Origin of the sequence: Streptomyces canus, from assembly GCF_041435015.1 — a bacterium.
Taxonomy (GTDB): Bacteria; Actinomycetota; Actinomycetes; order Streptomycetales; family Streptomycetaceae; genus Streptomyces; species Streptomyces canus_G.
Genome location: NZ_CP107989.1, coordinates 3694009 through 3713588 on the forward strand (window position 1 = coordinate 3694009; position 19580 = coordinate 3713588).

The 19580-nt window shown below is 71.2% G+C and carries 17 protein-coding genes; 5 read left to right on the forward strand and 12 right to left on the reverse strand.

Going from position 1 to position 19580, the window contains the following annotated elements; genetic code table 11:
* Window positions 1–5 precede the first annotated feature (5 nt).
* The gene (locus OG841_RS16445; RefSeq protein ID WP_328640801.1) at window positions 6–1442 is read left to right on the forward strand and encodes a zinc-dependent metalloprotease; all 1437 of its coding nucleotides are present in this window, start codon (window positions 6–8) and stop codon (window positions 1440–1442) included.
* Entirely contained in the window at window positions 1439–1960 is a 522-nt protein-coding gene (locus OG841_RS16450) for an NUDIX hydrolase (RefSeq protein WP_365118778.1), read from the forward strand. Before OG841_RS16445 ends, OG841_RS16450 begins: the two co-directional genes overlap by 4 nt.
* 49 nt (window positions 1961–2009) lie before the next feature.
* On the opposite strand, the gene OG841_RS16455 is transcribed toward OG841_RS16450, so the two are convergent.
* The 4 genes from OG841_RS16455 to OG841_RS16470 all read right to left on the reverse strand — a co-directional run bounded on the left by OG841_RS16455 (window position 2010) and on the right by OG841_RS16470 (window position 5750).
* Entirely contained in the window at window positions 2010–2747 is a 738-nt protein-coding gene (locus OG841_RS16455; protein ID WP_059204535.1) for an AIM24 family protein, read from the reverse strand.
* A gap of 19 nt (window positions 2748–2766) precedes the next feature.
* The gene (locus OG841_RS16460) at window positions 2767–3444 is read right to left on the reverse strand and encodes an AIM24 family protein (RefSeq protein ID WP_328640799.1); all 678 of its coding nucleotides are present in this window, start codon (window positions 3442–3444) and stop codon (window positions 2767–2769) included.
* Window positions 3445–3448: 4 nt separating this feature from the next.
* Window positions 3449–5038, reverse strand: a complete 1590-nt coding sequence (locus tag OG841_RS16465; protein ID WP_371565881.1) for a TerD family protein — start codon at window positions 5036–5038, stop codon at window positions 3449–3451.
* Window positions 5039–5153: 115 nt separating this feature from the next.
* Complete coding sequence (locus OG841_RS16470) at window positions 5154–5750, reverse strand: M48 metallopeptidase family protein (protein ID WP_328640797.1); 597 nt, start codon at window positions 5748–5750, stop codon at window positions 5154–5156.
* A gap of 260 nt (window positions 5751–6010) precedes the next feature.
* Here OG841_RS16470 and OG841_RS16475 point away from each other — a divergent pair, with 260 nt between their 5' ends.
* Together OG841_RS16475 and OG841_RS16480 are read left to right on the forward strand one after the other, a co-directional pair.
* Window positions 6011–7228, forward strand: a complete 1218-nt coding sequence (locus OG841_RS16475; protein WP_365118782.1) for a TOMM precursor leader peptide-binding protein — start codon at window positions 6011–6013, stop codon at window positions 7226–7228.
* Window positions 7221–8591 carry an ABC1 kinase family protein gene (locus tag OG841_RS16480; RefSeq protein WP_328640795.1) on the forward strand — a complete coding sequence of 457 codons (1371 nt, stop codon included), beginning with the start codon at window positions 7221–7223 and terminating at the stop codon, window positions 8589–8591. Before OG841_RS16475 ends, OG841_RS16480 begins: the two co-directional genes overlap by 8 nt.
* A gap of 141 nt (window positions 8592–8732) precedes the next feature.
* Here OG841_RS16480 and OG841_RS16485 read toward each other — a convergent pair whose 3' ends face one another.
* The 4 genes from OG841_RS16485 to OG841_RS16500 form a co-directional block, all read right to left on the reverse strand.
* A complete protein-coding gene (locus tag OG841_RS16485) occupies window positions 8733–9056 on the reverse strand; it encodes a hypothetical protein (RefSeq protein ID WP_328640794.1) in 324 nt (107 codons plus the stop codon).
* Window positions 9053–9421, reverse strand: coding sequence for a WhiB family transcriptional regulator (locus tag OG841_RS16490; RefSeq protein WP_030784068.1), 369 nt, complete (start codon window positions 9419–9421; stop codon window positions 9053–9055). Before OG841_RS16490 ends, OG841_RS16485 begins: the two co-directional genes overlap by 4 nt.
* 175 nt (window positions 9422–9596) lie before the next feature.
* Window positions 9597–9920 (reverse strand): hypothetical protein, encoded by a 324-nt coding sequence (locus OG841_RS16495; RefSeq protein ID WP_328640793.1) that lies wholly within the window; start codon window positions 9918–9920, stop codon window positions 9597–9599.
* 169 nt (window positions 9921–10089) lie between these two features.
* Window positions 10090–12285 (reverse strand): ATP-dependent DNA helicase UvrD2, encoded by a 2196-nt coding sequence (locus tag OG841_RS16500; RefSeq protein WP_328640792.1) that lies wholly within the window; start codon window positions 12283–12285, stop codon window positions 10090–10092.
* A gap of 185 nt (window positions 12286–12470) precedes the next feature.
* On the opposite strand from OG841_RS16500, the gene OG841_RS16505 reads away from it, so the two are divergent.
* Window positions 12471–12713, forward strand: coding sequence for a mycoredoxin (locus tag OG841_RS16505; RefSeq protein WP_266522103.1), 243 nt, complete (start codon window positions 12471–12473; stop codon window positions 12711–12713).
* A 32-nt stretch (window positions 12714–12745) separates the two neighbouring features.
* On the opposite strand, the gene OG841_RS16510 is transcribed toward OG841_RS16505, so the two are convergent.
* The 4 genes from OG841_RS16510 to OG841_RS16525 all read right to left on the reverse strand — a co-directional run bounded on the left by OG841_RS16510 (window position 12746) and on the right by OG841_RS16525 (window position 19543).
* The gene (locus OG841_RS16510; RefSeq protein ID WP_371565884.1) at window positions 12746–13357 is read right to left on the reverse strand and encodes a class I SAM-dependent methyltransferase; all 612 of its coding nucleotides are present in this window, start codon (window positions 13355–13357) and stop codon (window positions 12746–12748) included.
* A gap of 10 nt (window positions 13358–13367) precedes the next feature.
* Window positions 13368–14312 (reverse strand): NAD(+) diphosphatase, encoded by a 945-nt coding sequence (nudC, locus tag OG841_RS16515; protein ID WP_328640790.1) that lies wholly within the window; start codon window positions 14310–14312, stop codon window positions 13368–13370.
* Window positions 14313–14466: 154 nt separating this feature from the next.
* A complete protein-coding gene (locus tag OG841_RS16520) occupies window positions 14467–15879 on the reverse strand; it encodes a dipeptidase (RefSeq protein ID WP_328640789.1) in 1413 nt (470 codons plus the stop codon).
* Between the two features lie 10 nt (window positions 15880–15889).
* Entirely contained in the window at window positions 15890–19543 is a 3654-nt protein-coding gene (locus tag OG841_RS16525) for a UvrD-helicase domain-containing protein (RefSeq protein ID WP_371565885.1), read from the reverse strand.
* Window positions 19544–19580: the final 37 nt, after the last annotated feature.

The window sequence follows — 19580 nt, forward strand, 5'->3', positions numbered from 1 at the left end:
ATCCCGTGAGTGACACCCCATTCGGATTCGGCCTTCCGCCGGAGGAGCCGGACGACGGCGACGAGGGCAAGAAGAAGGACCAGGAGAGCGGTGGTGGTCAGGGACCGGCCAACCCGTTCGGTTTCGGCGGTCTGCCCGGAGCCGGAGGCTTTGGCGGCCCCGGTGCGGACAATCCGCTCGCAGCCATGTTCGGTTCTCTGAACCCCACCGACCTGGGCGCCGCCTTCCAGCAGCTGGGCCAGATGCTCTCGTACGAGGGCGGTCCCGTGAACTGGGACATGGCCAAGCAGATCGCCCGCCAGACGGTGTCCCAGGGCACCGCGGACGGCACCAAGGACGCGAGCATCGGCCCCGCCGAGCGCACCGCGGTCCAGGAGGCCGTACGCCTGGCGGACCTGTGGCTCGACGACGCGACCTCGCTGCCGTCCGGCGCGGGCTCCGCCGTGGCGTGGTCCCGCGCGGAGTGGGTCGAGGCGACCCTGCCCGCGTGGAAGGAGCTCGTCGACCCGGTCGCCGAGCGCGTGGGCACCGCCATGGGTGATGTCCTGCCGGAGGAGATGCAGGCCATGGCGGGCCCGCTGATCGGCATGATGCGCTCGATGGGCGGGGCCATGTTCGGCACCCAGATCGGGCAGGCCGTCGGCGTGCTCGCGGGCGAGGTCGTCGGCTCCACCGACATCGGCCTGCCGCTCGGCCCGGCCGGCAAGGCCGCGCTGCTGCCGGCGAACATCGAGGCCTTCGGCAAGGACCTCGGCGTGCCCAAGGACGAGGTGCGGCTGTATCTCGCCCTGCGCGAGGCCGCCCACCAGCGCCTCTTCGCGCACGTGCCGTGGCTGCGCTCGCACCTGTACGGCGCGGTCGACGGCTATGCGCGCGGGATCAAGGTCGACACCGCCAAGCTGGAGGACGTGGTCGGCCAGTTCGACCCGCAGAACCCCGAGCAGCTCCAGGACGCCCTTCAGCAGGGGATGTTCCAGCCGGAGGACACTCCGGAGCAGAAGGCGGCCCTGGCCCGTCTGGAGACCGCGCTGGCCCTTGTGGAGGGCTGGGTGGACGCGGTGGTCCACGCGGCCGCGAAGCCGCGTCTGTCGTCCGCCGACGCGCTGCGCGAGACCCTGCGCCGCCGCCGCGCCTCGGGCGGTCCGGCCGAGCAGACGTTCGCCACGCTGATCGGGCTGGAGCTGCGTCCGCGCCGCCTGCGGGACGCCTCCCGTCTGTGGGCCTCGCTCACCGACGCGCGCGGGGTCGACGGCCGTGACGGCCTGTGGTCCCACCCGGACATGCTGCCGACCGCGTCCGACCTGGACGACCCGGACGGCTTCGTGCACCGCGAGCAGCTGGACTTCTCCGAGCTGGACAAGATGCTCGGCGAGGCCGCGGAGAAGCCCGACCTCAAGAAGGACCTCAAGAAGAAGGACGACTCCGAGGACGACACCGAGTGAGCCTTCATGACGACGCCGTCCTGGTCCTCAAGGGATACGAGGACCAGGCGGATCTTCGCCAGGCCTACCTCGACCATCTGGCGGCTCACCCGGACGGCATGTGGAAGGCCTGCGAGAAGGGCCACATCACGGCGAGTGCCCTGGTCGTCGACCCGGAGCGCGGCCGGGCTCTGCTGACCCTCCACAAGAAGCTGGGCATGTGGCTGCAGATGGGCGGCCACTGCGAACCGGCCGACACCTCCCTGGAGGCGGCGGCCCTGCGCGAGGCGACGGAGGAGTCCGGCATCGCCGGCCTGACCCTGCTGCCGGGCGGCCCGGTGCGCCTGGACCGCCATCCGATTCCGCCGCCGTGCCACTGCCACTTCGACGTCCAGTACGCGGCGCTCGCCCCGTCCGGGGCCGTGGAGACGGTCAGCGACGAATCCCTCGACGTGCGGTGGTTCGCCTACGACGAGGTGGCGGCCGTGGCGGACGATTCGGTCGTACGACTGCTGGAAGCGACCCGCGCGAGGCTGTGAGCACATGGGTAAGGGGCGCCCGGCAATGGCGGGCGCCCCTTACGCATGGCTAGCTGTTGCTGCCTCCGAGGGAGTTGCCGCGCATGCCGAACTGGCCGAGCATCCCGCCGTTGCGCATGCCCTGCGGCGGCAGCAGTTCGCTGGGCTGGACCAGGACGTGGCCCGTGCCGCCGAAGTGCATCTCCCAGCCCTCGCCGGTGGTACCCCTGCGGCGCCACACTCCGGAGGTGGAGGTGGGCGCCTGGAGCTGGGTGCGCAGGGACGTGGACCAGGCGATGACGGCGTCGGAGTCGACGCAGACGTTCTTGTCCGGTCCCACCTCCAGCACCAGCGGCTCGCCGGAGGTCATGAGGACGACCTGCCCGGAGCCGGACAGCTCCAGGTTGTAGGCGCCCGCGGCGGCCACCTCGACGGCGCTGTCCACCGCGACGATGCCGACACCGAGGGAGCCGTCGAAGGCCAGGACGTAGGAGCTGTCGACCGTGATGCCCCTGCCGACCTCCATGATGTGCAGGTGCTGGGCGAGGTTGGCCAGATAGACGATGCCGTTGCCCTTGCAGCGCATGAGTTCGAGGCGCTCGCCGGTCATCCGCTCGACGTTGCGCCAACTGCGGTTGCGGTACTGGCTGTCGAACTCGACCTGGCCCTCGAAGGCCACCATGGCGCCCTGCCGGGCGAGAACGGCGCTGCTGCCCTGGGTGACGTCGGTCTTCAGGAGCTGCGGGTTCTGCAGGGTGTAGCGCCCGGTCGACTCGACCGGGACATGTGCGAAGAGTGTGCTGTGCATGATGTGCCTGGTGCTCCCCTCAGCCCCGGATCTTGAATCGGTCGCCGGTGTCCTCGCTCGGCTGGACGACGACGAAGCCCTGCCCCTTGAAGCCGATCTGGAAGGCCTCGCCGCTGCCGCGGCCGATGAGGGCGCTTGCCTTGATGGTGCGGCGGGCCTTCATCTCCAGGCCGGTCGTCCAGGCGACGAGGGCGTCCGGGTCGACGTACGTCTCGCGTTCGGCGCAGTCCAGGGCCATCGGGATGCCCCGGCTGACCAGGGCGACCCAGCCCGTGCCCCTGATGACGAGGTTGGTCAGGCCCGAGCCGGACAGCTTGGCGAGTCCCTTGACCGGCTCGATGGCCAGTTCCAGCGAGGCGTCGCAGGCCAGCAGCGTGGCCCCGTTGACCGACAGGGCCTCGCCGTTGAGGTGCAGGACGAGGATGTCGCCACCGTAGTCCGCTAGGTACAGGTCGCCGTCGCCGCGGGCCAGCATCAGCTTGCCGCCCTCGCCGCTGACCATCTCCTCCGCCGAGCGGCGCAGGCTCGCGGGCGCCCCGTCGAACTGCACATAACCGTCGTACGCGATCATCGAGCCGGCCTTGGCGATGAGGTCCTGCCCGGTGACCATGGTGACCTTGAGCGTCTTGGAGCTGTGCACACTCATACGGACGCCGGTCGGGGCGGCGCGGTGCGCACTCAGAGTCTGGGTGTCCATGGCCTCACACCTCGAAGGGCTGTACGACGACGAAGTTGCCGGGGGCGCCGCGGAACTGGAGGTTCACGGCCTCGGTGGTCTGCCGGGCGTACCCGGAGCGGCGCAGCCTGAGCGAGGTCGTGGTGACCGCCTGCGCACCGGCGGACCAGGCGATGACGGCGTTGCCGTCGACGTAGGTGGCCGCGCCGACGGGGAGGACGACGGGCACGCCGCGTGTCTTGACGACGACCGCTCCCGTGCCGGAGAAGAGCATGCTGAAGAAGCCCCCGCCGGGCAGTCCCGCGCCCTCGATGCGGCGGACCTCGGTCTCCAGGGTCTCGTCGAAGGCGAGCACGCCCTGGGCGCTGGTGTAGATCTGCTCGCCCTGGAGACGGATGACGAAGACACGGCTGGCCTCGTCGGCGAGGAACACCTCGCCGTTGCCCGTACAGCGCATCAGGGACATGCCCTGGCCGGTGAGCGCCCCGGTGAGCTTGCCGAGCAGGCCGGAGCCCTTGTGGGCGAAGTCGATGTCGCCCTGGTAGGCGACCATGCTGCCCTGCTTGGCGAGGATGGGGGCGTCCTTGGTGAGGGTGGCCCGCACCAGGTTCGTGTTCTGCTCGGTCCAGCGGTCGCCGACGGGGGCTTCCGCGTACTTCGTCATGACCACCCGGACGTTGGCCTCGGGCGGCACCGGGGCGAGCTGGGTGCCGCCGCCGAAGGGCTGTGCCTGGCCGGGGAAGGCCCCGGGGGCACCGGGAGGCGCGAACTGGCCGGCGACGGCGCCCGGAGGCGTGAACTGGCCCGCGGGTGCGCCGGGGGGCGCGAACTGGCCCGCCGGAGGTGCGCCGGGTGGCGTGAAGGTCTGACCCGGAGGAGTGAAGGTCTGCGGGCTCGTCGGCGCGGCGGGCGCGGGCGGGGTGGTCCCGGCGATCGGCGCAGCGGCGGGCGCGGGTGCCGCCTGAGCGGGGGCCGGCGGCGCGCCGAACGAAGGCGCCGGCGCGGCGGCCTGCGGGGGCGGAGCGAAGGCCGGCGCCTGGGGCTGGGCCGGGACGGCGGGCTGCTGGGGCGCGGCCTCGGGCTCCTCCTCGGCGACCTCGCCGCCGAAGTTCCTCAACAGCGCGTCGAGGCCGCCGTCGAAGCCCTGGCCGACCGCGGCGAACCGCCAGACGTCCTTCAGATACAGGTCGCCCAGCATCACGGCACGCTCGGTGGAGAACTCGCTGCCGTCGAAGGAGTACCGGGCCACTTCCTCGCCACCGGCGACGATGCGAAGGTAGCCGGGGGCGATCTGGGACATCTGGCCGACGCCGTCGATCGTCGCCGTGAACGACAGTTTCTGGATCTGCGACGGAATCTGATCGAGCGTGACCCGGAACGATTCCGTGTCGCCCGACTGCGCGCCCAGGAGCTGGATGGAGTCCTCGGGAGACTTCGGCTGATTGAAGAAGATGAAGTACCGGTCGTCCGACAGCCGTTCGTCGGCGTCGAGGCCGAAGCAGCTGATGTCGAAGGTCAGTCCGGGGCCGGAGATCTGCACGCCTACGTACAGATCCGTACCCGCGGTCAGGTCACTGATCTTGGCCTTGTGGCCGCGTTGGAATTCCCTGGCCATGCGTAACGACCGTCCCCCATCCCGAATACGAGTGCGTCGCGACAGGCTAACGGCAAACTCGGACACCGGTGCAGGTCGGTACAGATCCGGTACAAAAACCCGTTCGAGTCGTCGGTCACTCTCCGTCGGTGACCGGAAGATGCGGCAACCGGTCCGCGGCGACCACGCCTTCGAGATAGCCCTTGGCCCGCTCGGTACGCGGATAAGCCTCCAGCAACCGCCAGAAACGGGGCCCGTGTCCCGGCACGAGCAGATGCGCGAGCTCATGGAGCAGGACGTAGTCGACGACGTACTCCGGCATGCCCTGGAGCCGGTGCGAGAGCCGAATGCTGCCCTCGGACGGGGTGCACGAGCCCCAGCGGGTGTTCTGGTTGGTGACCCAGCGGACCGAGGCGGGCCGTGCCCGGCCGTCGAAGTACTGGGCCGAAAGGCGCTGGGCGCGCTCGGAGAGCTCCGTGTCGCCGAGGACCCGTTTGCTCTCCTGGGCGGCCAGCTTGTCGAGCATGACGCTCACCCAGCGCTGCTCCTCGGCCTCGGACATCCGGGCAGGGATGAGCACGACGGTGCGATCGCCCTCGCGGTACGCGGAGACCGTCCGGCGGCGACGGCTGCTCCTGCGCACCTCGATCGCGCTCGCCCCCGAGCCGCTCGGCGGCTGGCTCGTCGTACTGCGCTGTGGCTTTCCGGCGCTGTGCAGTGGGTCGGCGGGCACGCCCTGACGTTACCCGCTGCACACGGGTGAAGTCCCGACTCCGGGACGGTTCGGTTCCGATCGCCCGCCATGCGTCTGATTTGTACGACGAATGGCCCTCACCTGTGGACAACTTTCGGCACGTGCCGGCCGGGTCCGGGCATGCTGGCACCGCCGCCTGAGCCGCGACCGGCCGTCGTCCGGGCTCCGGCGACGGACGGGGATGTTCCACGAGGTCTACGGGGGCTGTCATGCAAGCAGTGGTTCCGCTCGAGCAAACAATGGTTCCGCAGATGAAACCCGCGCTCCGGCGCGGCTGGCGCGATCTCAACACCGTGCAGTTCGGGATGACCCCGGCGCACGCGATGACGCTGGGCCCGATGGACACGGCGACGGGCAGCTTCCTCGACCTGATCAACGGCACGCGCGGTCTCGCGCTGCTGCGGGAGGAGGGACGCCGTATGGATCTGCCCGAGGGCCAGGTCGACACGCTGGTGGGACGGCTCGCACGCGCCGGACTCGTCGACGACGCGAGGGGCGGCGGGCCGGACGCGGACGCGCTGCGGGGGAAGAAGGAGGTCCTCGACCGGCTGGCACCCGACCTGGCGTCCCTCTCGCTGACCACCTCGGAGCCGGGTGATGCGATGAGGGTCCTGGCCGCACGCCGTTCACTGCGCGTGCAGGTCAGGGGCTCCGGCCGGGTGGGTGTGGTGCTGGCCGCGCTGCTCTCGGGCGCCGGCGTCGGGGAGGTCGACGTGCGGGACGGCGGACGGGTCGAGCCCTGGGACGTCGCCCCCGGTGGGCTGTCCGCCGACTCCGTCGGCGACCGCAGGGACACGGCGGCACGCCGGGCGGTGTCCGCGGCGGCTCCGGGGCGCCCGCCCCGCGGGGGCTCCCGGGCCTCGGTCGGGGCGGACGACCCCGGTTTCTCCCTGGTGATCCTGGCCCCGCGGGACGACGTCGACGTGCACGCGCCCGCCCCGGCCACCGGCGAGCCCCTCGTCCGGTCCGGCACACCTCATCTGTACGCCGGTGTGGTCGAGGCGACAGGAGTGGTCGGCCCTCTCGTCCTGCCGGGCGAGACGGGATGCGCGGGCTGTCTGCACGAGACGCGGACCGACCGCGACCAGGCCTGGCCCCGGCTGGTCGCCCAGTGGCGTTCGGGCAGCAGGCGGCTTTCGGCGCGGCCGTGTGACCTGGCACTGGCCAGTACAGTCGCCGGACTTGCGGCCGCGCACGCGCTCGCTTTCCTGGACGGCCGCCTCCCGTCGAGCGCGGGCGCCCGCTGGGAGGTCTCGCTGCCCGGTCTGAGCTGGCACGCACGGCCGGTCTGGCCGCATCCCGCATGTCCGTGCGGGGCCGCGGAGAAAGGTAAGGGAGAACACACCTCCAAGGAGGAGGCTGCGCACGAGACAATGACGGAGCATGGGTCGTCGGAGGAGTTGTGCCGCAAGGCAACCGCGCCACGGCCTGCTGGGACCTGGAGGGCGCATGTCTGATCTTCCCCGGAAGGCGGTCACCCGGACCGCCAAGCTCGCCGCGCTCCCGCTCGGCTTCGCCGGGCGGGCCACCTGGGGACTCGGCAAGCGGATCGTGGGCGAGTCCGCGGAGATCGTCGGCCGCGAGCTGCAACAGCGCACCGCCGACCAGTTGTTCAAGGTGCTCGGGGAGCTCAAGGGCGGTGCCATGAAGTTCGGCCAGGCCCTGTCCGTCTTCGAGTCGGCGCTCCCCGAGGAGGTCGCCGGCCCCTATCGCGCGGCCCTGACGAAGCTGCAGGAGGCGGCGCCCCCGATGCCGACGCGCACCGTGCACACCGTGCTCGAGGAGCGGCTGGGCGAGGACTGGCGGGAGCTGTTCGCCGAGTTCGACGACAAGCCCTCGGCGGCGGCGTCCATCGGCCAGGTGCACCGGGCCGTGTGGCACGACGGGCGGGAGGTGGCGGTCAAGGTCCAGTACCCGGGAGCCGGCGAGGCCCTGCTGTCCGACCTGAACCAACTGGGCCGCTTCGCCCGTCTGCTGGGGCCCCTCGTCCCCGGGATCGACATCAAGCCGCTCATCGCCGAGCTGCGCGACCGGGTCTCGGAGGAACTCGACTACGGCCTGGAGGCACAGGCCCAGCAGGTCCATGCGGAGGAGTTCGCGGACGATCCGGACGTCGTGGTCCCGGCCGTGGTCCACCAAAGCGACCAGGTCCTGATCACGGAGTGGATCGACGGTGTGCCCCTGTCGGAGGTGATCTCCGACGGCACCCAGGAGCAGCGCGACCGCGCCGGACAACTCCTGGCCCGCTTCCTCTTCTCCGGCCCCGCGCGCACCGGCCTGCTGCACGCCGACCCCCACCCGGGCAACTTCCGGCTCCTGCCCGGCGGTCCTGGCGACCAGGAGGACTGGCGCCTGGGCGTCCTGGACTTCGGCACGGTGGACCGGCTTCCCGGCGGTCTGCCGGACACCATCGGCACCTCCCTGCGCATGACGCTGGACGGCGAGGCGGAAGCGGTTTACGAACTCCTGCGCGTGGAGGGCTTCGTCAAGGAGTCGATAGAGCTGGACCCCGACGCGGTGCTCGACTACCTCCTGCCGATCATCGAACCGGCCGAGGTCGACGCGTTCACCTTCAGCCGCGGCTGGATGCGCAGCCAGGCCGCCCGGATCGCCGACCCCCGCTCCCCCGCCCACCAACTGGGCAAACAGCTCAACCTCCCTCCGGCATACCTCCTGATACACCGGGTCACCCTGAGCACCATCGGCGTCCTGTGCCAGCTGGGCGCGACCGTCCGTCTGCGTGAGGAACTGGAGGAGTGGCTGCCGGGGTTCGTGCCGGAGGAGGAGCTGGACGAGGAGGGTTCCGCGGCGGAGGCGTGAACGGGTCTTCGTCACCACGCACAACGCACCGCGGGGGCCGGTCCGTTCGGACGGACCGGCCCCCGCGGGGGAGAGCTTCCGCCTCCCGGTGAGCTCGGTTCCGCTCGGCTCGGGAGGCCACCGCTTCAGGTGTGGGTCGGATTACTGCATGACGGCGATGGCGAGCGCACGGCGAGCACGCAGGGAGGCGCGCTCGGCCCGGCGCTGCATCCGGCGGGCGGTCGCCAGGCGGATCGCCCGGCGTTCCTGCTCGGCCTCATGCAGCCGGTCGTGCATATGCGCACGAGCCAGGGCTTCTGGAATGAGTTGCATCTCTCGGGTCCTGTTCTGACGCGAGTCGGACGCGTCGGTGGTGGTGAAGTCTGGGATCGCGGAGCCTGTGGGCTCGCTGGTGGACGGCTTCATCGGGGCCTGCTTCGTGGGGTCGTTCGTGAAGGGACGGTCGATCGTTCCTGCGGTGTTCATGCCGTGACCGGGTTCTTGCGCGGGCGACCACGCGGCCGCTTCCGGGCGACGACGACACCCTGGACGAACAGCTCGCCACCCCAGACGCCCCAGGGCTCACGCCGCTCCTTGGCGCCGGCGAGGCAGGCCTCCATCAGCGGGCAGGTGCGGCAGAGGGACTTGGCGTACTCGACGTCGGCCGGCGACTCGGCGAAGAAGACCTCCGGGTCGTAGGAACGGCAGGGGACGGGTACGCCGAGGTTCTCGATGGCGTCGTCGAGCGCGGTGAGCGCGGTGAGCGGAGTCAAGGCGGAGTCCTCCGTGAGGCCGGGCGGGGGGATCGTTTCGGAAGGCGGTACGGACGGGGCGTGCGCTTCGAGTTGCACGGTTCGTCTTCCTCGTCTGTTCGGTCCGGCCCTGTTGGACCGGTAGTCGCTTGGTACCGGGTTCTTTTCTTGTCCCGAGGCCCCTTCGCTCCGCTCTCCCCGTTCGGGGAAAACAGAAGGGCCGCGGATCCCGGATGGGGTTCCGCGGCCCTGAAGGCGCCGGCCTGATCGACGATCAGGCTGGATCACTCCAGGGTTCTGGCCCACGGAAGGCCCACATCAGGTGGTGCTGCGTCGTCTGCTTCCGGAATCCGGCACCGGCCGCCGCAAAGGCATAGACATGCGCCTGTGCCACTACTGCTTCCAGTGCCTTAGTCGGTCGCTCATTGCGCTCACGGACGGGAAGGACCGCGAGAGACACGGAGGACGCCGGACGCGCGGCAGGAATGCCGGACAGACCGGTGCCCAGGTTCGAAACGCCGAGCATGCACGTGGAGACGACCGAGCGATCGGTCATTTTGGCCGCGCTGATGGCCGTGCTGCTGTTGATGCTGATCACTTCAATCGCCTCCTCTCGGCGTCTCTGGGGACGGCGGCGCGAGCCGCTGTCCGACGGATATGCAAGTAGAACACGGAATCGGGGCCTCCGAGAAGGCCTCCGTCCCCGTGGCTAAGAACCTATGGGGATTGCTGGGGCATGCGCAAACTATTTTTCCGACGAGTTGGGATCAGTCCTCGTCTTCTTCTTCCGAAACCTCCTGGCCTGCACAGATGGTCAGCACATCGGCTCCGTACCGGTTGAGCTTGCGCTGGCCGACGCCCGGGATCCGCGCGAGTTCGTGCTCGTCGTCGGGCACGGCCTCGGCGATCGCCATCAGGGTCTTGTCCGTGAAGACGCAGAAGGCCGGCTGTCCGCTGCGTTGCGCCTGCACCGCGCGCCAGTCGCGCAAGCGCTCGTAGAGTCCCTCGTCCATGTCGGAGGGGCAGTCCTCGCAACGCATGAGCTTCATCTCGCCCGCGTCGGTGAGCGTGCGCCCGCACACCCGGCAGCGCGCCGGGGTGCGCTGGGTGCGTCTCGGAGCGGCGCCGACGGGGCGCGTGAAGCCGCGCTCGACACCTCCGGAACCGCCACCCGCGGTCCGCCCCGTGGTGGCGGTGGAACCGGGGCGCAGTCCGTCGAGGAAACGGCTGGGGCGGCGGTTGGGGCGGCCGCCGGGCGAGCGGGACAGCGACCAGGAGACGTGAAGGCGCTCGCGGGCGCGGGTGACACCGACATAGAGGAGCCGGCGCTCCTCCTCGATCTGTTCGTCGGTCTTCGCGTAGGTGATCGGCATCATGCCCTCGGCGACACCGACCAGGAACACGGCGTCCCACTCCAGGCCCTTGGCCGAGTGCAGGGAGGCGAGGGTGACGCCCTCGACGGTCGGGGCGTGCTGGGCACTGGCCCGCTCGTCGAGTTCGGCCACGAGGTCGTTCAGCGTGGCGCCGGCTCTCGCGGCGGCGAAGTCCTGCGCGAGGTTCACCAGGGCGGCCAGCGATTCCCAGCGCTCCCTGACGGCCCCGGAGCCGGCCGGCGGCACGGTGGTCCAGCCCTCGCCCGACAGCACGGCACGCACCTGCGAGGGCAGGTCAACGGCGTCGTCCAACCGCGAGTCGTTGCCGCCGAAGCGGGCCGCGCCCCGGAGGTTGACGATGGCCCTGCGTACCTCGGGTCGGTCGAAGAACCGCTCGGCGCCCCGCAGCTGGTAGGGCACTCCGGCGTCGGCCAGGGCCTGTTCATAGGTCTCGGACTGGGAGTTGGTGCGGAACAGGATGGCGATCTCGCTGGCCCGGACGCCCGCGTCCATGAGCTCTCGGATGCGGCGGGCGGCTCCCTCGGCCTCGGCGGGCTCGTCGGAGTACTCGGTGTAGACGGGCTCGGGGCCGGGCCGGCGCTGGGAGATCAGTTCCAGCCGGTGGTCGGCGGCGCGGCCGCGCGCCTGGGCGAGCAGGCCGTTGGCGAGATGGACGACCTGGGGGGTGGAGCGGTAGTCGCGGACCAGTTTGACCACGGTGGCGCCGGGGTGGCGGGTACGGAAGTCGAGGAGATGGTCGGGAGTTGCGCCAGTGAAGGAGTAGATCGTCTGGCTGGCGTCGCCGACGACGCACAGGCTGTCGCGGCGCCCGAGCCACAGATCCAGCAGGCGCTGCTGAAGGGGGCTGACGTCCTGGTACTCGTCGACGACGAAGTGCTGGTACTGGGAACGGACCTGTTCGGCGATGTCGTGCCGGTCCTGGAGGATGGCGACGGTCAGCAGCAGGACGTCCTCGAAGTCGATGACGGCGCGATCGCGCTTGAGGTCCTCGTAGGCGGCGTAGAGCTGTGCGATCTCGGCCGCGGCACGAGGGGTCTCGCGGCCGGCCTTCGCTGCCGCGAGGGCGTAGTCGGAGGGGACGGTCTGGGTGACCTTGGACCATTCGATCTCGCCGGTGACGTCCCTCAGCTCTCCCCGGTCGAGGCGGATGCGGCAGGCGGCGGCCGCGTCGGCGACGAGCTGGATCTTGCGGTCGACGAGCCGGGGCATGGACCCACCGACGGCTTTCGGCCAGAAGTACTGGAGCTGGCGCAGGGCCGCCGAGTGGAACGTACGCGCCTGGACGCCCGCGGCACCGAGCTGGCGCAGTCGCCCGCGCATCTCTCCGGCGGCGCGGTTGGTGAAGGTGACGGCGAGCACGCTGGAGGGCTGGAGAATTCCGGCCCGCACCCCGTAGGCGATGCGGTGGGTGATGGCCCGGGTCTTGCCGGTACCGGCGCCCGCCAGCACGCACACCGGCCCGTGCAGGGCGGTGGCCACCTCGCGCTGCTCGGGATCAAGCCCTTCGAGCACCGCGTCGGCCGAGTCCGGTGTGCGCGGGAAGAGCGTGGAGTGCGTTGCTGCTGTCACACGGCCATGCTGCCAGGTCGGCGGAGACGGGTGAGCCGGTTGTCCACAGGCAGGTAGCCGCAGTCGTACTAATGCGGCAGGCGTCACCTGGCGGGGCACCCCCGGGTCGGGAATGGCGCCACGGTCGCATACGTTCCCTCAACGGACGAGCTCTTCCCCCGAGCCACCGAAGGAGCGCGCGAGACATGCAGGGCACTGTGACGATGTACAGCACCACATGGTGCGGTTACTGCCAGCGGCTGAAGAAGCAGCTGGACCGCGAGGGCATCGCGTACACCGAGATCAACATCGAGCAGGACCCGGCGTCCGCGGCTTTCGTGGAGAAGGCGAACGGCGGGAATCAGACGGTTCCGACCGTGCTCTTCGCCGACGGCTCGACGCTGACGAACCCGTCGCTGGCGCAGGTGAAGCAGAAGGTCAGCGCGTAACACTGTGGGACATCGGCGGTTCCTGAGGCAGCTCAGGAACCGCCTTCTTGTGGTTTGTCCCACACCGCCGTGTAGCGCCACAGCAGTCGGCGCCGGTAACGGCAGCCGGGAAGAAGGCGGCGGGCAGCCCTGCGCGCCTCGCCCCAGTGCACGGTCGAGTCCTCCATGGGCATGCCGGCCGGCGCCCGCTTGCCGCCCCGTCGCCGTCCGAGGAGCAGCGACACGGGTAGGCCACAGCCGCTGATCACCCAGTCCAGCGCCGTCCTGTTGTACGCCATCCCGACGATCACCAGCCGTCCGCCGGGGGCCAGCAGCCGGACCAGGCCCTCGACCGCGTCCTCGAAGGGCGCGTGGTGCACCACGGCGACCGCGCAGACGAAGTCGTACTTGCACTCGGGCAGAGCTGTGCCGTCCAGGTAGTCCGCCTCCAGGAACGTGATGTTCCCGGAGGCGGTCGCGCGCGCCTGCCGGATCATCTCCGGTGAGCGGTCCACGCCCGTGACGGACGCGGCCTTCTCGGCCAGCTTGCGGGCGAGCAGCCCGTCACCGCACCCCACGTCCAGGACCTCGCGACAGCCGTCCGGTACGGCGTCGAGCACCAGGCGGTGGTAGTGGACGTTGTGGTTCCAGTACGGGTCGGGCATGCCCGTCCTCTCAGACGAAACTCCTCGTCGGCAGCGGCTTGCCGTACCAGAGCTCGATCAGACGGGCCGCGATCGAGATGCCGTACGGCGGGAGGACCTCTCCGGCCTCGAAGGCGGCGCCCAGTTCGTCGCGGGAGAACCAGCGGGCCTCGTGGATCTCGTCCCCGTCGACATCGATCTCGGTGGAGGTGGCACGGGCCATGAAACCGAGCATGAGGCTGGAGGGGAACGGCCAGGGCTGGCTGGCAACGTACTCGACCGGGCCGACGGTGATCCCGGCCTCCTCGAAGACCTCGCGGCGCACCGACTGCTCGATGGACTCGCCCGGCTCGACGAATCCGGCGAGGGTCGAGAAGCGGCCCTCCGGCCAGTGCACCTGGCGGCCCAGCAGGATGCGGTCCTCGTCGTCCGTGACGGCCATGATCACGGCCGGGTCGGTGCGCGGGTAGTGCTCGGCGCCGCAGGCCTGGCAGCGGCGGATGTGGCCGGCCGCGGCGATGACGGTGCGCTCGCCGCAGCGGGAGCAGAAACGGTGGGTCCGCTGCCAGTTCTCCAGACCGACCGCGTGCACCATCAGGCCCGCCTCGCGCGCGGACAGCAGCAGGCCGGCCTCGCGCAGACCGGCCGGACGCGCGGACTGGTCGATGCGGCCGGGCAGGGCGTCCTTCTGGAGGGCGAAGTAGCGGACGCCTTCCTCGTCGATGCCGAGGAAGTAGCGGTGCGCCTCGGTCAGCGGGGCCTCGAAGGACGGGGTCATGACGAGTTCGGTACGACCGTCAGCCGTCTCGTCGATCAGGACCTGACCGCCGGAAACCACGAAGCAGCGGGTTGTGGGGTGGCTCCACGCTGCCGCCAGCCAGGCCTCGTCGAGCCGGTGGTGCGCGGCGCGGTCGATGCCGCTGGGGGCGGTGAGCGAGACGGGACGGTCGGCGGTGTGGTCGGTCCAGGTGGTCACGGGTGCTTCCAACTCCCCCGGTGCAACGGATTGTTTCGGCGAACGGTTCGGCGGGACGTACGTCGGAGGGCGACCGGGTCCGGTGGGGCCTCGCGGTACGGGGCGGCCCTTTCAGGGTGCCCCGCGCGCTGCCGGGCCGGGCGGCGCGGGGCGGTCAGGGCGCGTGGCTCCAGTGCTCGGCGAGATCACCCCAAAGGTACGCGGAGGTCTCGACGCCCTTGAGCAGCAGATCGATCTCGACCTTCTCGTTCGGCGCGTGCCAGCCGTCGGAGGGGACGGAGATGCCGAGGAACAGCACGGGTGCGCCGAGGACGTCCTGGAGGTCGGCGGCGGGACCGGAGCCCCCCACGCGCGTGAAGCGGACCGAGCTCTCGAAGGCGCGGCCCAGGGCGCGGACCACGGACTGCAGCGCAGGGTGGTCGAGCGGGGTCAGGCACGGGCGCGTGGCGGGCGCGAAGGTGATCTCGTGCCGGATCCCGGCGGGCACCTGCTCGGTGGCCCAAGCGCGGACGGCCTTCTCGATGTGATCGGGATCCTGGCCCGCGACCAGACGGAACGACAGCTTCACCATGGCCGACGACGGGATGATCGTCTTGCTTCCGGGGCCCTGGTAGCCGCCGCCGATGCCGTTGACCTCGGCGGTGGGGCGGGCCCAGATCCGCTCCAGGGTGGTGTGTCCGGACTCGCCGTGGGTGGCGTGCGACGTGGCCGTGCGCAGCCACTGCTCCTCGTCGAAGGGCAGTTCGGCGAAGAGTTCACGCTCACGATCGGTCAGTTCGACGATGCCGTCGTAGAAGCCGGGGACGGTCACACGTGCGTGTTCGTCGTGCAGGGCGGCGACCAGGCGGGCGACCGCCGTGGCCGGGTTGGGCACAGCGCCGCCGAAGGCGCCCGAGTGGATGTCCTGATCGGGGCCGTACAGCCGGATCTCGCACTCGGCGAGGCCGCGCATGCCGGTGCACACGGTGGGGGTGTCCTCATCCCACATGCTGGTGTCGGAGACGATCACGGCGTCGGCGGCGAGCCGCTGGGTGTGCTCCTCGACGAGGGCGCGGAAGTGGGGTGAGCCGGACTCTTCCTCGCCCTCGATGAGGAGCTTCAGGTGCACCTCGGGGGCGGTGCGGCCGGTGGCGGCGAGGTGGGCGCGGACGCCGAGGGCGTGGAAGAGGACCTGGCCCTTGTCGTCGGCCGCCCCGCGCGCGTAGAGGCGGTTGTCGCGGACGACCGGCTCGAACGGGTCGCTGTCCCAGCCGTCCTCGCGGGCGGCGGGCTGTACGTCGTGGTGGCCGTAGACGAGGACCGTGGGCGCCGTCGGGTCCTCGGCGGGCCATTCGGCGAAGACGGCGGGCGCGCCCGGGGTCTCCCAGACCTCGGCCGTGGGGAACCCGGTCTCCTTGAGCTTGGCAGCGAGCCAGTCGGCACTGCGGCGCACATCGGGGCCGTGGTCGGGCTGTGCCGAGACGGACGGGATGCGCAGCCATTCGGCGAGGTCGTCGAGGAAGGCGGCGCGGTGCTGCTCGATGTACGTACGGACGGCGCTGACGGCACTGTCAACGGGTTGGCTCATGGTCACGAGCCTATCGGCCCGTACCGACATCCTCGGTGGGCGGTTCCTCACAGTGCGCTTGCGCGGAACCGTTCGACTGCCCTCCCGGCCCCTGGGTGAGCAGCCGTTCCAGCGCTGCCCGGCCGGGCAGGTGCTTGGGGCGTACGACGTCTCCGGTACGGACGTAGAGGAACGCGGCCGTGACCGATTCCACAGGGACGCCCTGCCGCTCGGCCCAGGCCAGCCGGTACACGGCGAGCTGGAGGGGGTCGGCGGTGCGGGTGCGGCTGGTCTTCCAGTCGACGATCTCGTACGTCGTCGTGTCCCCGTCGCCGTGTCGGTAGACGGCGTCGATACGGCCCCGGATCACGCGGCCTGCGATGGCGAGCTGGAAGGGCGTCTCGATCCGGTAGGGGGTGCGGTGGGCGTACTCGCTGCGCTCGAAGGCGTCCTTGAGGGCTTCCAGGTCACGTTCGTCGGCGATCTCGGCGTCGCTGCCGGGCAGGTTGTCCGGCTCCAGCATGGGGAGGGTCAGGGCTTCGAAGCGGGCCTCGATCCAGGCGTGGAACCGGGTGCCCTGGCGCGCGGCGGGTTGCGGGGGGCGCGGCATCGGGCGCGCGAGCTCCTGCGCGAGCCCGTCCGGGTCGCTCGCCAGACGCAGGACCTGGGTCGCGGTGAGTGACGCGGGCAGGGGCACATCGGTCACCCCTTCCCGCGCGCGCAGGAGTTCCCCGGCCAGGGCGTCGAGGTCGCGGTCCCAGGAGGCGATGGTGCGGGCTTCCTCGGGGGTGAGTCGGGGGTGCGTGGGGGTCTGCTGCTGGGTGCGTGGACGCTTGGGCGGGCGCTCGGGACCGTGGGCGCGCGCCTCGTGAGGCTCACGCTCCTCGGGATGGCTGCGCGGGCCCTCGTCGGGGCCGGGGGGCTCGTCGCCGTCCGGGGCCGTGGCCTGGTGCGGTACGGCCGCGCGGACCGTCGTCCAGGTGTCCCAGTCGGCGGGGTCCTCCGGGAGGGGCTCGCCCTCGGCGTCCACGAACTCTTCCAGGTCGGATTCTGCGAGGTCCCGCTCCGCGAAGTCCCGGTCGTCGAAGTCCGGCTCCTCGTCATCCGATGGTGGGGGCCAGTCCGGGTCGTCGTAGGTGTCCGGGTCGTGGGCGGCCGCGGGATGGCCGTCCGTGTGGGAGGCGAGGTTCTCCAGATGGGCCAGGACCGTCTCGGCGGCGGCGCGGCGGCGCGCGAGGGCGGTGTCGTCCAGGGGCAGGGGCCAGACCTGGTCGGCGCTCTGTCCGTGCAGGGCCGGGTTCACGGCGTCCTCGGCGGGTTCGTCGGCCCAGGCCTCGATCTCGCCGTAGCCGGCCGTGCAGTGGTCGGACAGGGCCTTGAGGAAGTCGGACGGGCCGCGCGGCTTCTTCTGTGTCGGTCCCCACCAGTGGCCGGAGCCGAGGAGGAGGGAGCGGGGGCGGGTGAAGGTGACGTAGCCGAGGCGCAGTTCCTCGGTGTGCTGGTGGTCCTTCATGGCCTCGTGGAAGGCCTTCATGCCGCGCGAGTCCCAGGAGTCGATGTCGGGCAGGGTGTCGGTGTCGCCACGCAGCGCGTGCGGCAGCACCTTGCCCTGGGCGGTCCACTTCTCGCGGCCCTGGGTGCTCGGGAAGGTCCCGGTGACCAGGCCGGGGACGGCGACGACATCCCACTCCAGGCCCTTGGACTTGTGCGCGGTGAGCACCTTGACGGTGTTCTCGCCGCCGGGCAGTGCGTTGTCGAGGCCCTTCTCGTACTGGGCGGCGGTGCGCAGGAAGCCGAGGAAGGCGAGGAGGGACGCCTCGTTGTCGCCGGCCGCGAACGAGGCGGCGATGTCGAGGAAGTTGGACAGGGTCTCGCGACGACGGGCGGCCAACGCGTGCGGGGACGCCGACAGTTCGACCTCCAAGCCGGTGACGGCGAGGACGCGGTGCAGGACATCCATCAGAGGGTCGGCGAGTGAGCGGCGCAGATCGCGCAGTTCGGCCGCCAGGCGGGCGAACCGCACGCGCGCGTCCGGCGAGAAGGGCAGCCCGTCGTCGTCCTCGCCGTCGCTGTAGAGGGGTGTCTCCAGGAAGGTCTCCAGGGCGTCGGCGAGCGATATCACCTCGGCCGGGTCGACCCCCTCGACGGCCTCGGCGAGCCGGCGGTCGGGGTCGTCGTCGCCGGCCACGCGCGCGTGCGACACGAGCCGCCGGGCACGCCGGCCGAGGAGGGCGAGGTCGCGCGGTCCGATGCGCCAGCGCGGTCCGGTCAGCAGGCGGACCAGGGCGGCGTTGGCACCGGGATCCTGGAGGACCTCGCAGACGGCGACCAGGTCGGCGACCTCGGGCAGGTGCAGCAGGCCCGAGAGTCCCACCACCTCGACCGGGACGTCCCGTTCGACGAGGGCGCCCTGGATCTCGGCGAAGTCGGTCGCCGTGCGGCACAGGACGGCGATCTCGCCGGGCTCCTTCCCGGTCCGTACGAGATGGGCGATCGAATCCGCGAGCCAGTCGATCTCCTCGGCGTGGGTGGGCAGGAGAGCGCAGCGCACCATGCCGTCGCGCTCGGCGCCGGGGGCAGGGCGGAGGGCCTCCACGCCCGCGTGCATGGCGCGCAGGGGCTCGGCGAGGCCGTTGGCGAGGTCGAGGAGTCGGCCGCCGCTGCGGCGGTTCTCGCTGAGCGCCTGACGCGTGGCGGGCCCGCCGTCGGGGTGGGCGAAGTGTTCGGGGAAGTCGTCGAGGTTGGCGACGGAGGCGCCGCGCCAGCCGTAGATGGCCTGGCAGGGGTCGCCGACGGCGGTGACCGGATGGCCGGTGCCGCCGCCGAACAGGCCCGCCAGCAGGACGCGCTGGGCGACCGAGGTGTCCTGGTACTCGTCGAGCAGCACCACCCTGAACTCCTCGCGCAGGATGCGGCCCACCTCCGGGGCCCCCGCGAGCCGCGCGGACAGGGCGATCTGGTCGCCGAAGTCGAGCAGGTCGCGTTCGCGTTTGGCGGCGCGGTATCGGACGACCAGGTCGGCGAGTTCACGGCGGGCGGCAGCCGTCTCGGGGACCTTGCGCAGGGCGTCGTTGGTGAGCTTGGCACCCTGCAGGGCGCGCAGCAGTTCGGCGTCGTACGCGCGCAGGCGCCCGGGGTGGACGAGGTGCTCGGCGAGTTCCGCGTCGAGGGTGAGGAGGTCGCTGACGAGGTCGGCGAAGGAGCGGGTCAGGGCCGGGTAGGGGCCGGGGGCCTCGCGCAGCACGCGCGCGGCGAGCTGGTAGCGGGTGGCGTCGGCGAGCAGCCTGGAGGTGGGTTCGAGCCCGATGCGCAGGCCGTGGTCGGTCAGCAGGCGGCCCGCGAAGGCGTGGTAGGTGGAGATCACGGGTTCGCCCGGCGGGTTGTCCGGGTCGATGGCGTCGGGGTCGGTGACACCGGCCTTGATGAGTGCCTTGCGGACGCGCTCGGCGAGTTCTCCGGCGGCCTTGTTGGTGAAGGTGAGGCCGAGGACCTGTTCGGGGGCGACCTGGCCGGTGCCGACCAGCCAGACCACGCGGGCCGCCATCACCGTCGTCTTGCCCGAGCCGGCGCCGGCCACGATCACCTGCGGGGCGGGCGGCGCGGTGATGCAGGCCGTCTGCTCCGGGGTGAACGGGATACCGAGGAGCTCCTTGAGCTGATCGGGATCGGTGATACGGGCGGGCATGTCGCAGAGGCTAGCGGCGCGCACTGACAACGGAGGA

What these genes read in the sequence shown, in the direction of transcription:
- OG841_RS16455 (WP_059204535.1), bottom strand. Translation starts at nt 2,747, where the DNA reads ATGCACAGCACACTCTTCGCACATGTCCCGGTCGAGTCGACCGGGCGC.
- OG841_RS16520 (WP_328640789.1), bottom strand. Translation starts at nt 15,879, where the DNA reads ATGAGCCAACCCGTTGACAGTGCCGTCAGCGCCGTCCGTACGTACATC.
- OG841_RS16465 (WP_371565881.1), bottom strand. Translation starts at nt 5,038, where the DNA reads ATGGCCAGGGAATTCCAACGCGGCCACAAGGCCAAGATCAGTGACCTG.
- OG841_RS16460 (WP_328640799.1), bottom strand. Translation starts at nt 3,444, where the DNA reads ATGGACACCCAGACTCTGAGTGCGCACCGCGCCGCCCCGACCGGCGTC.
- OG841_RS16525 (WP_371565885.1), bottom strand. Translation starts at nt 19,543, where the DNA reads ATGCCCGCCCGTATCACCGATCCCGATCAGCTCAAGGAGCTCCTCGGT.
- OG841_RS16485 (WP_328640794.1), bottom strand. Translation starts at nt 9,056, where the DNA reads ATGAACACCGCAGGAACGATCGACCGTCCCTTCACGAACGACCCCACG.
- OG841_RS16480 (WP_328640795.1), top strand. Translation starts at nt 7,221, where the DNA reads ATGTCTGATCTTCCCCGGAAGGCGGTCACCCGGACCGCCAAGCTCGCC.
- OG841_RS16475 (WP_365118782.1), top strand. Translation starts at nt 6,011, where the DNA reads ATGGTTCCGCAGATGAAACCCGCGCTCCGGCGCGGCTGGCGCGATCTC.
- OG841_RS16510 (WP_371565884.1), bottom strand. Translation starts at nt 13,357, where the DNA reads ATGCCCGACCCGTACTGGAACCACAACGTCCACTACCACCGCCTGGTG.
- OG841_RS16505 (WP_266522103.1), top strand. Translation starts at nt 12,471, where the DNA reads ATGCAGGGCACTGTGACGATGTACAGCACCACATGGTGCGGTTACTGC.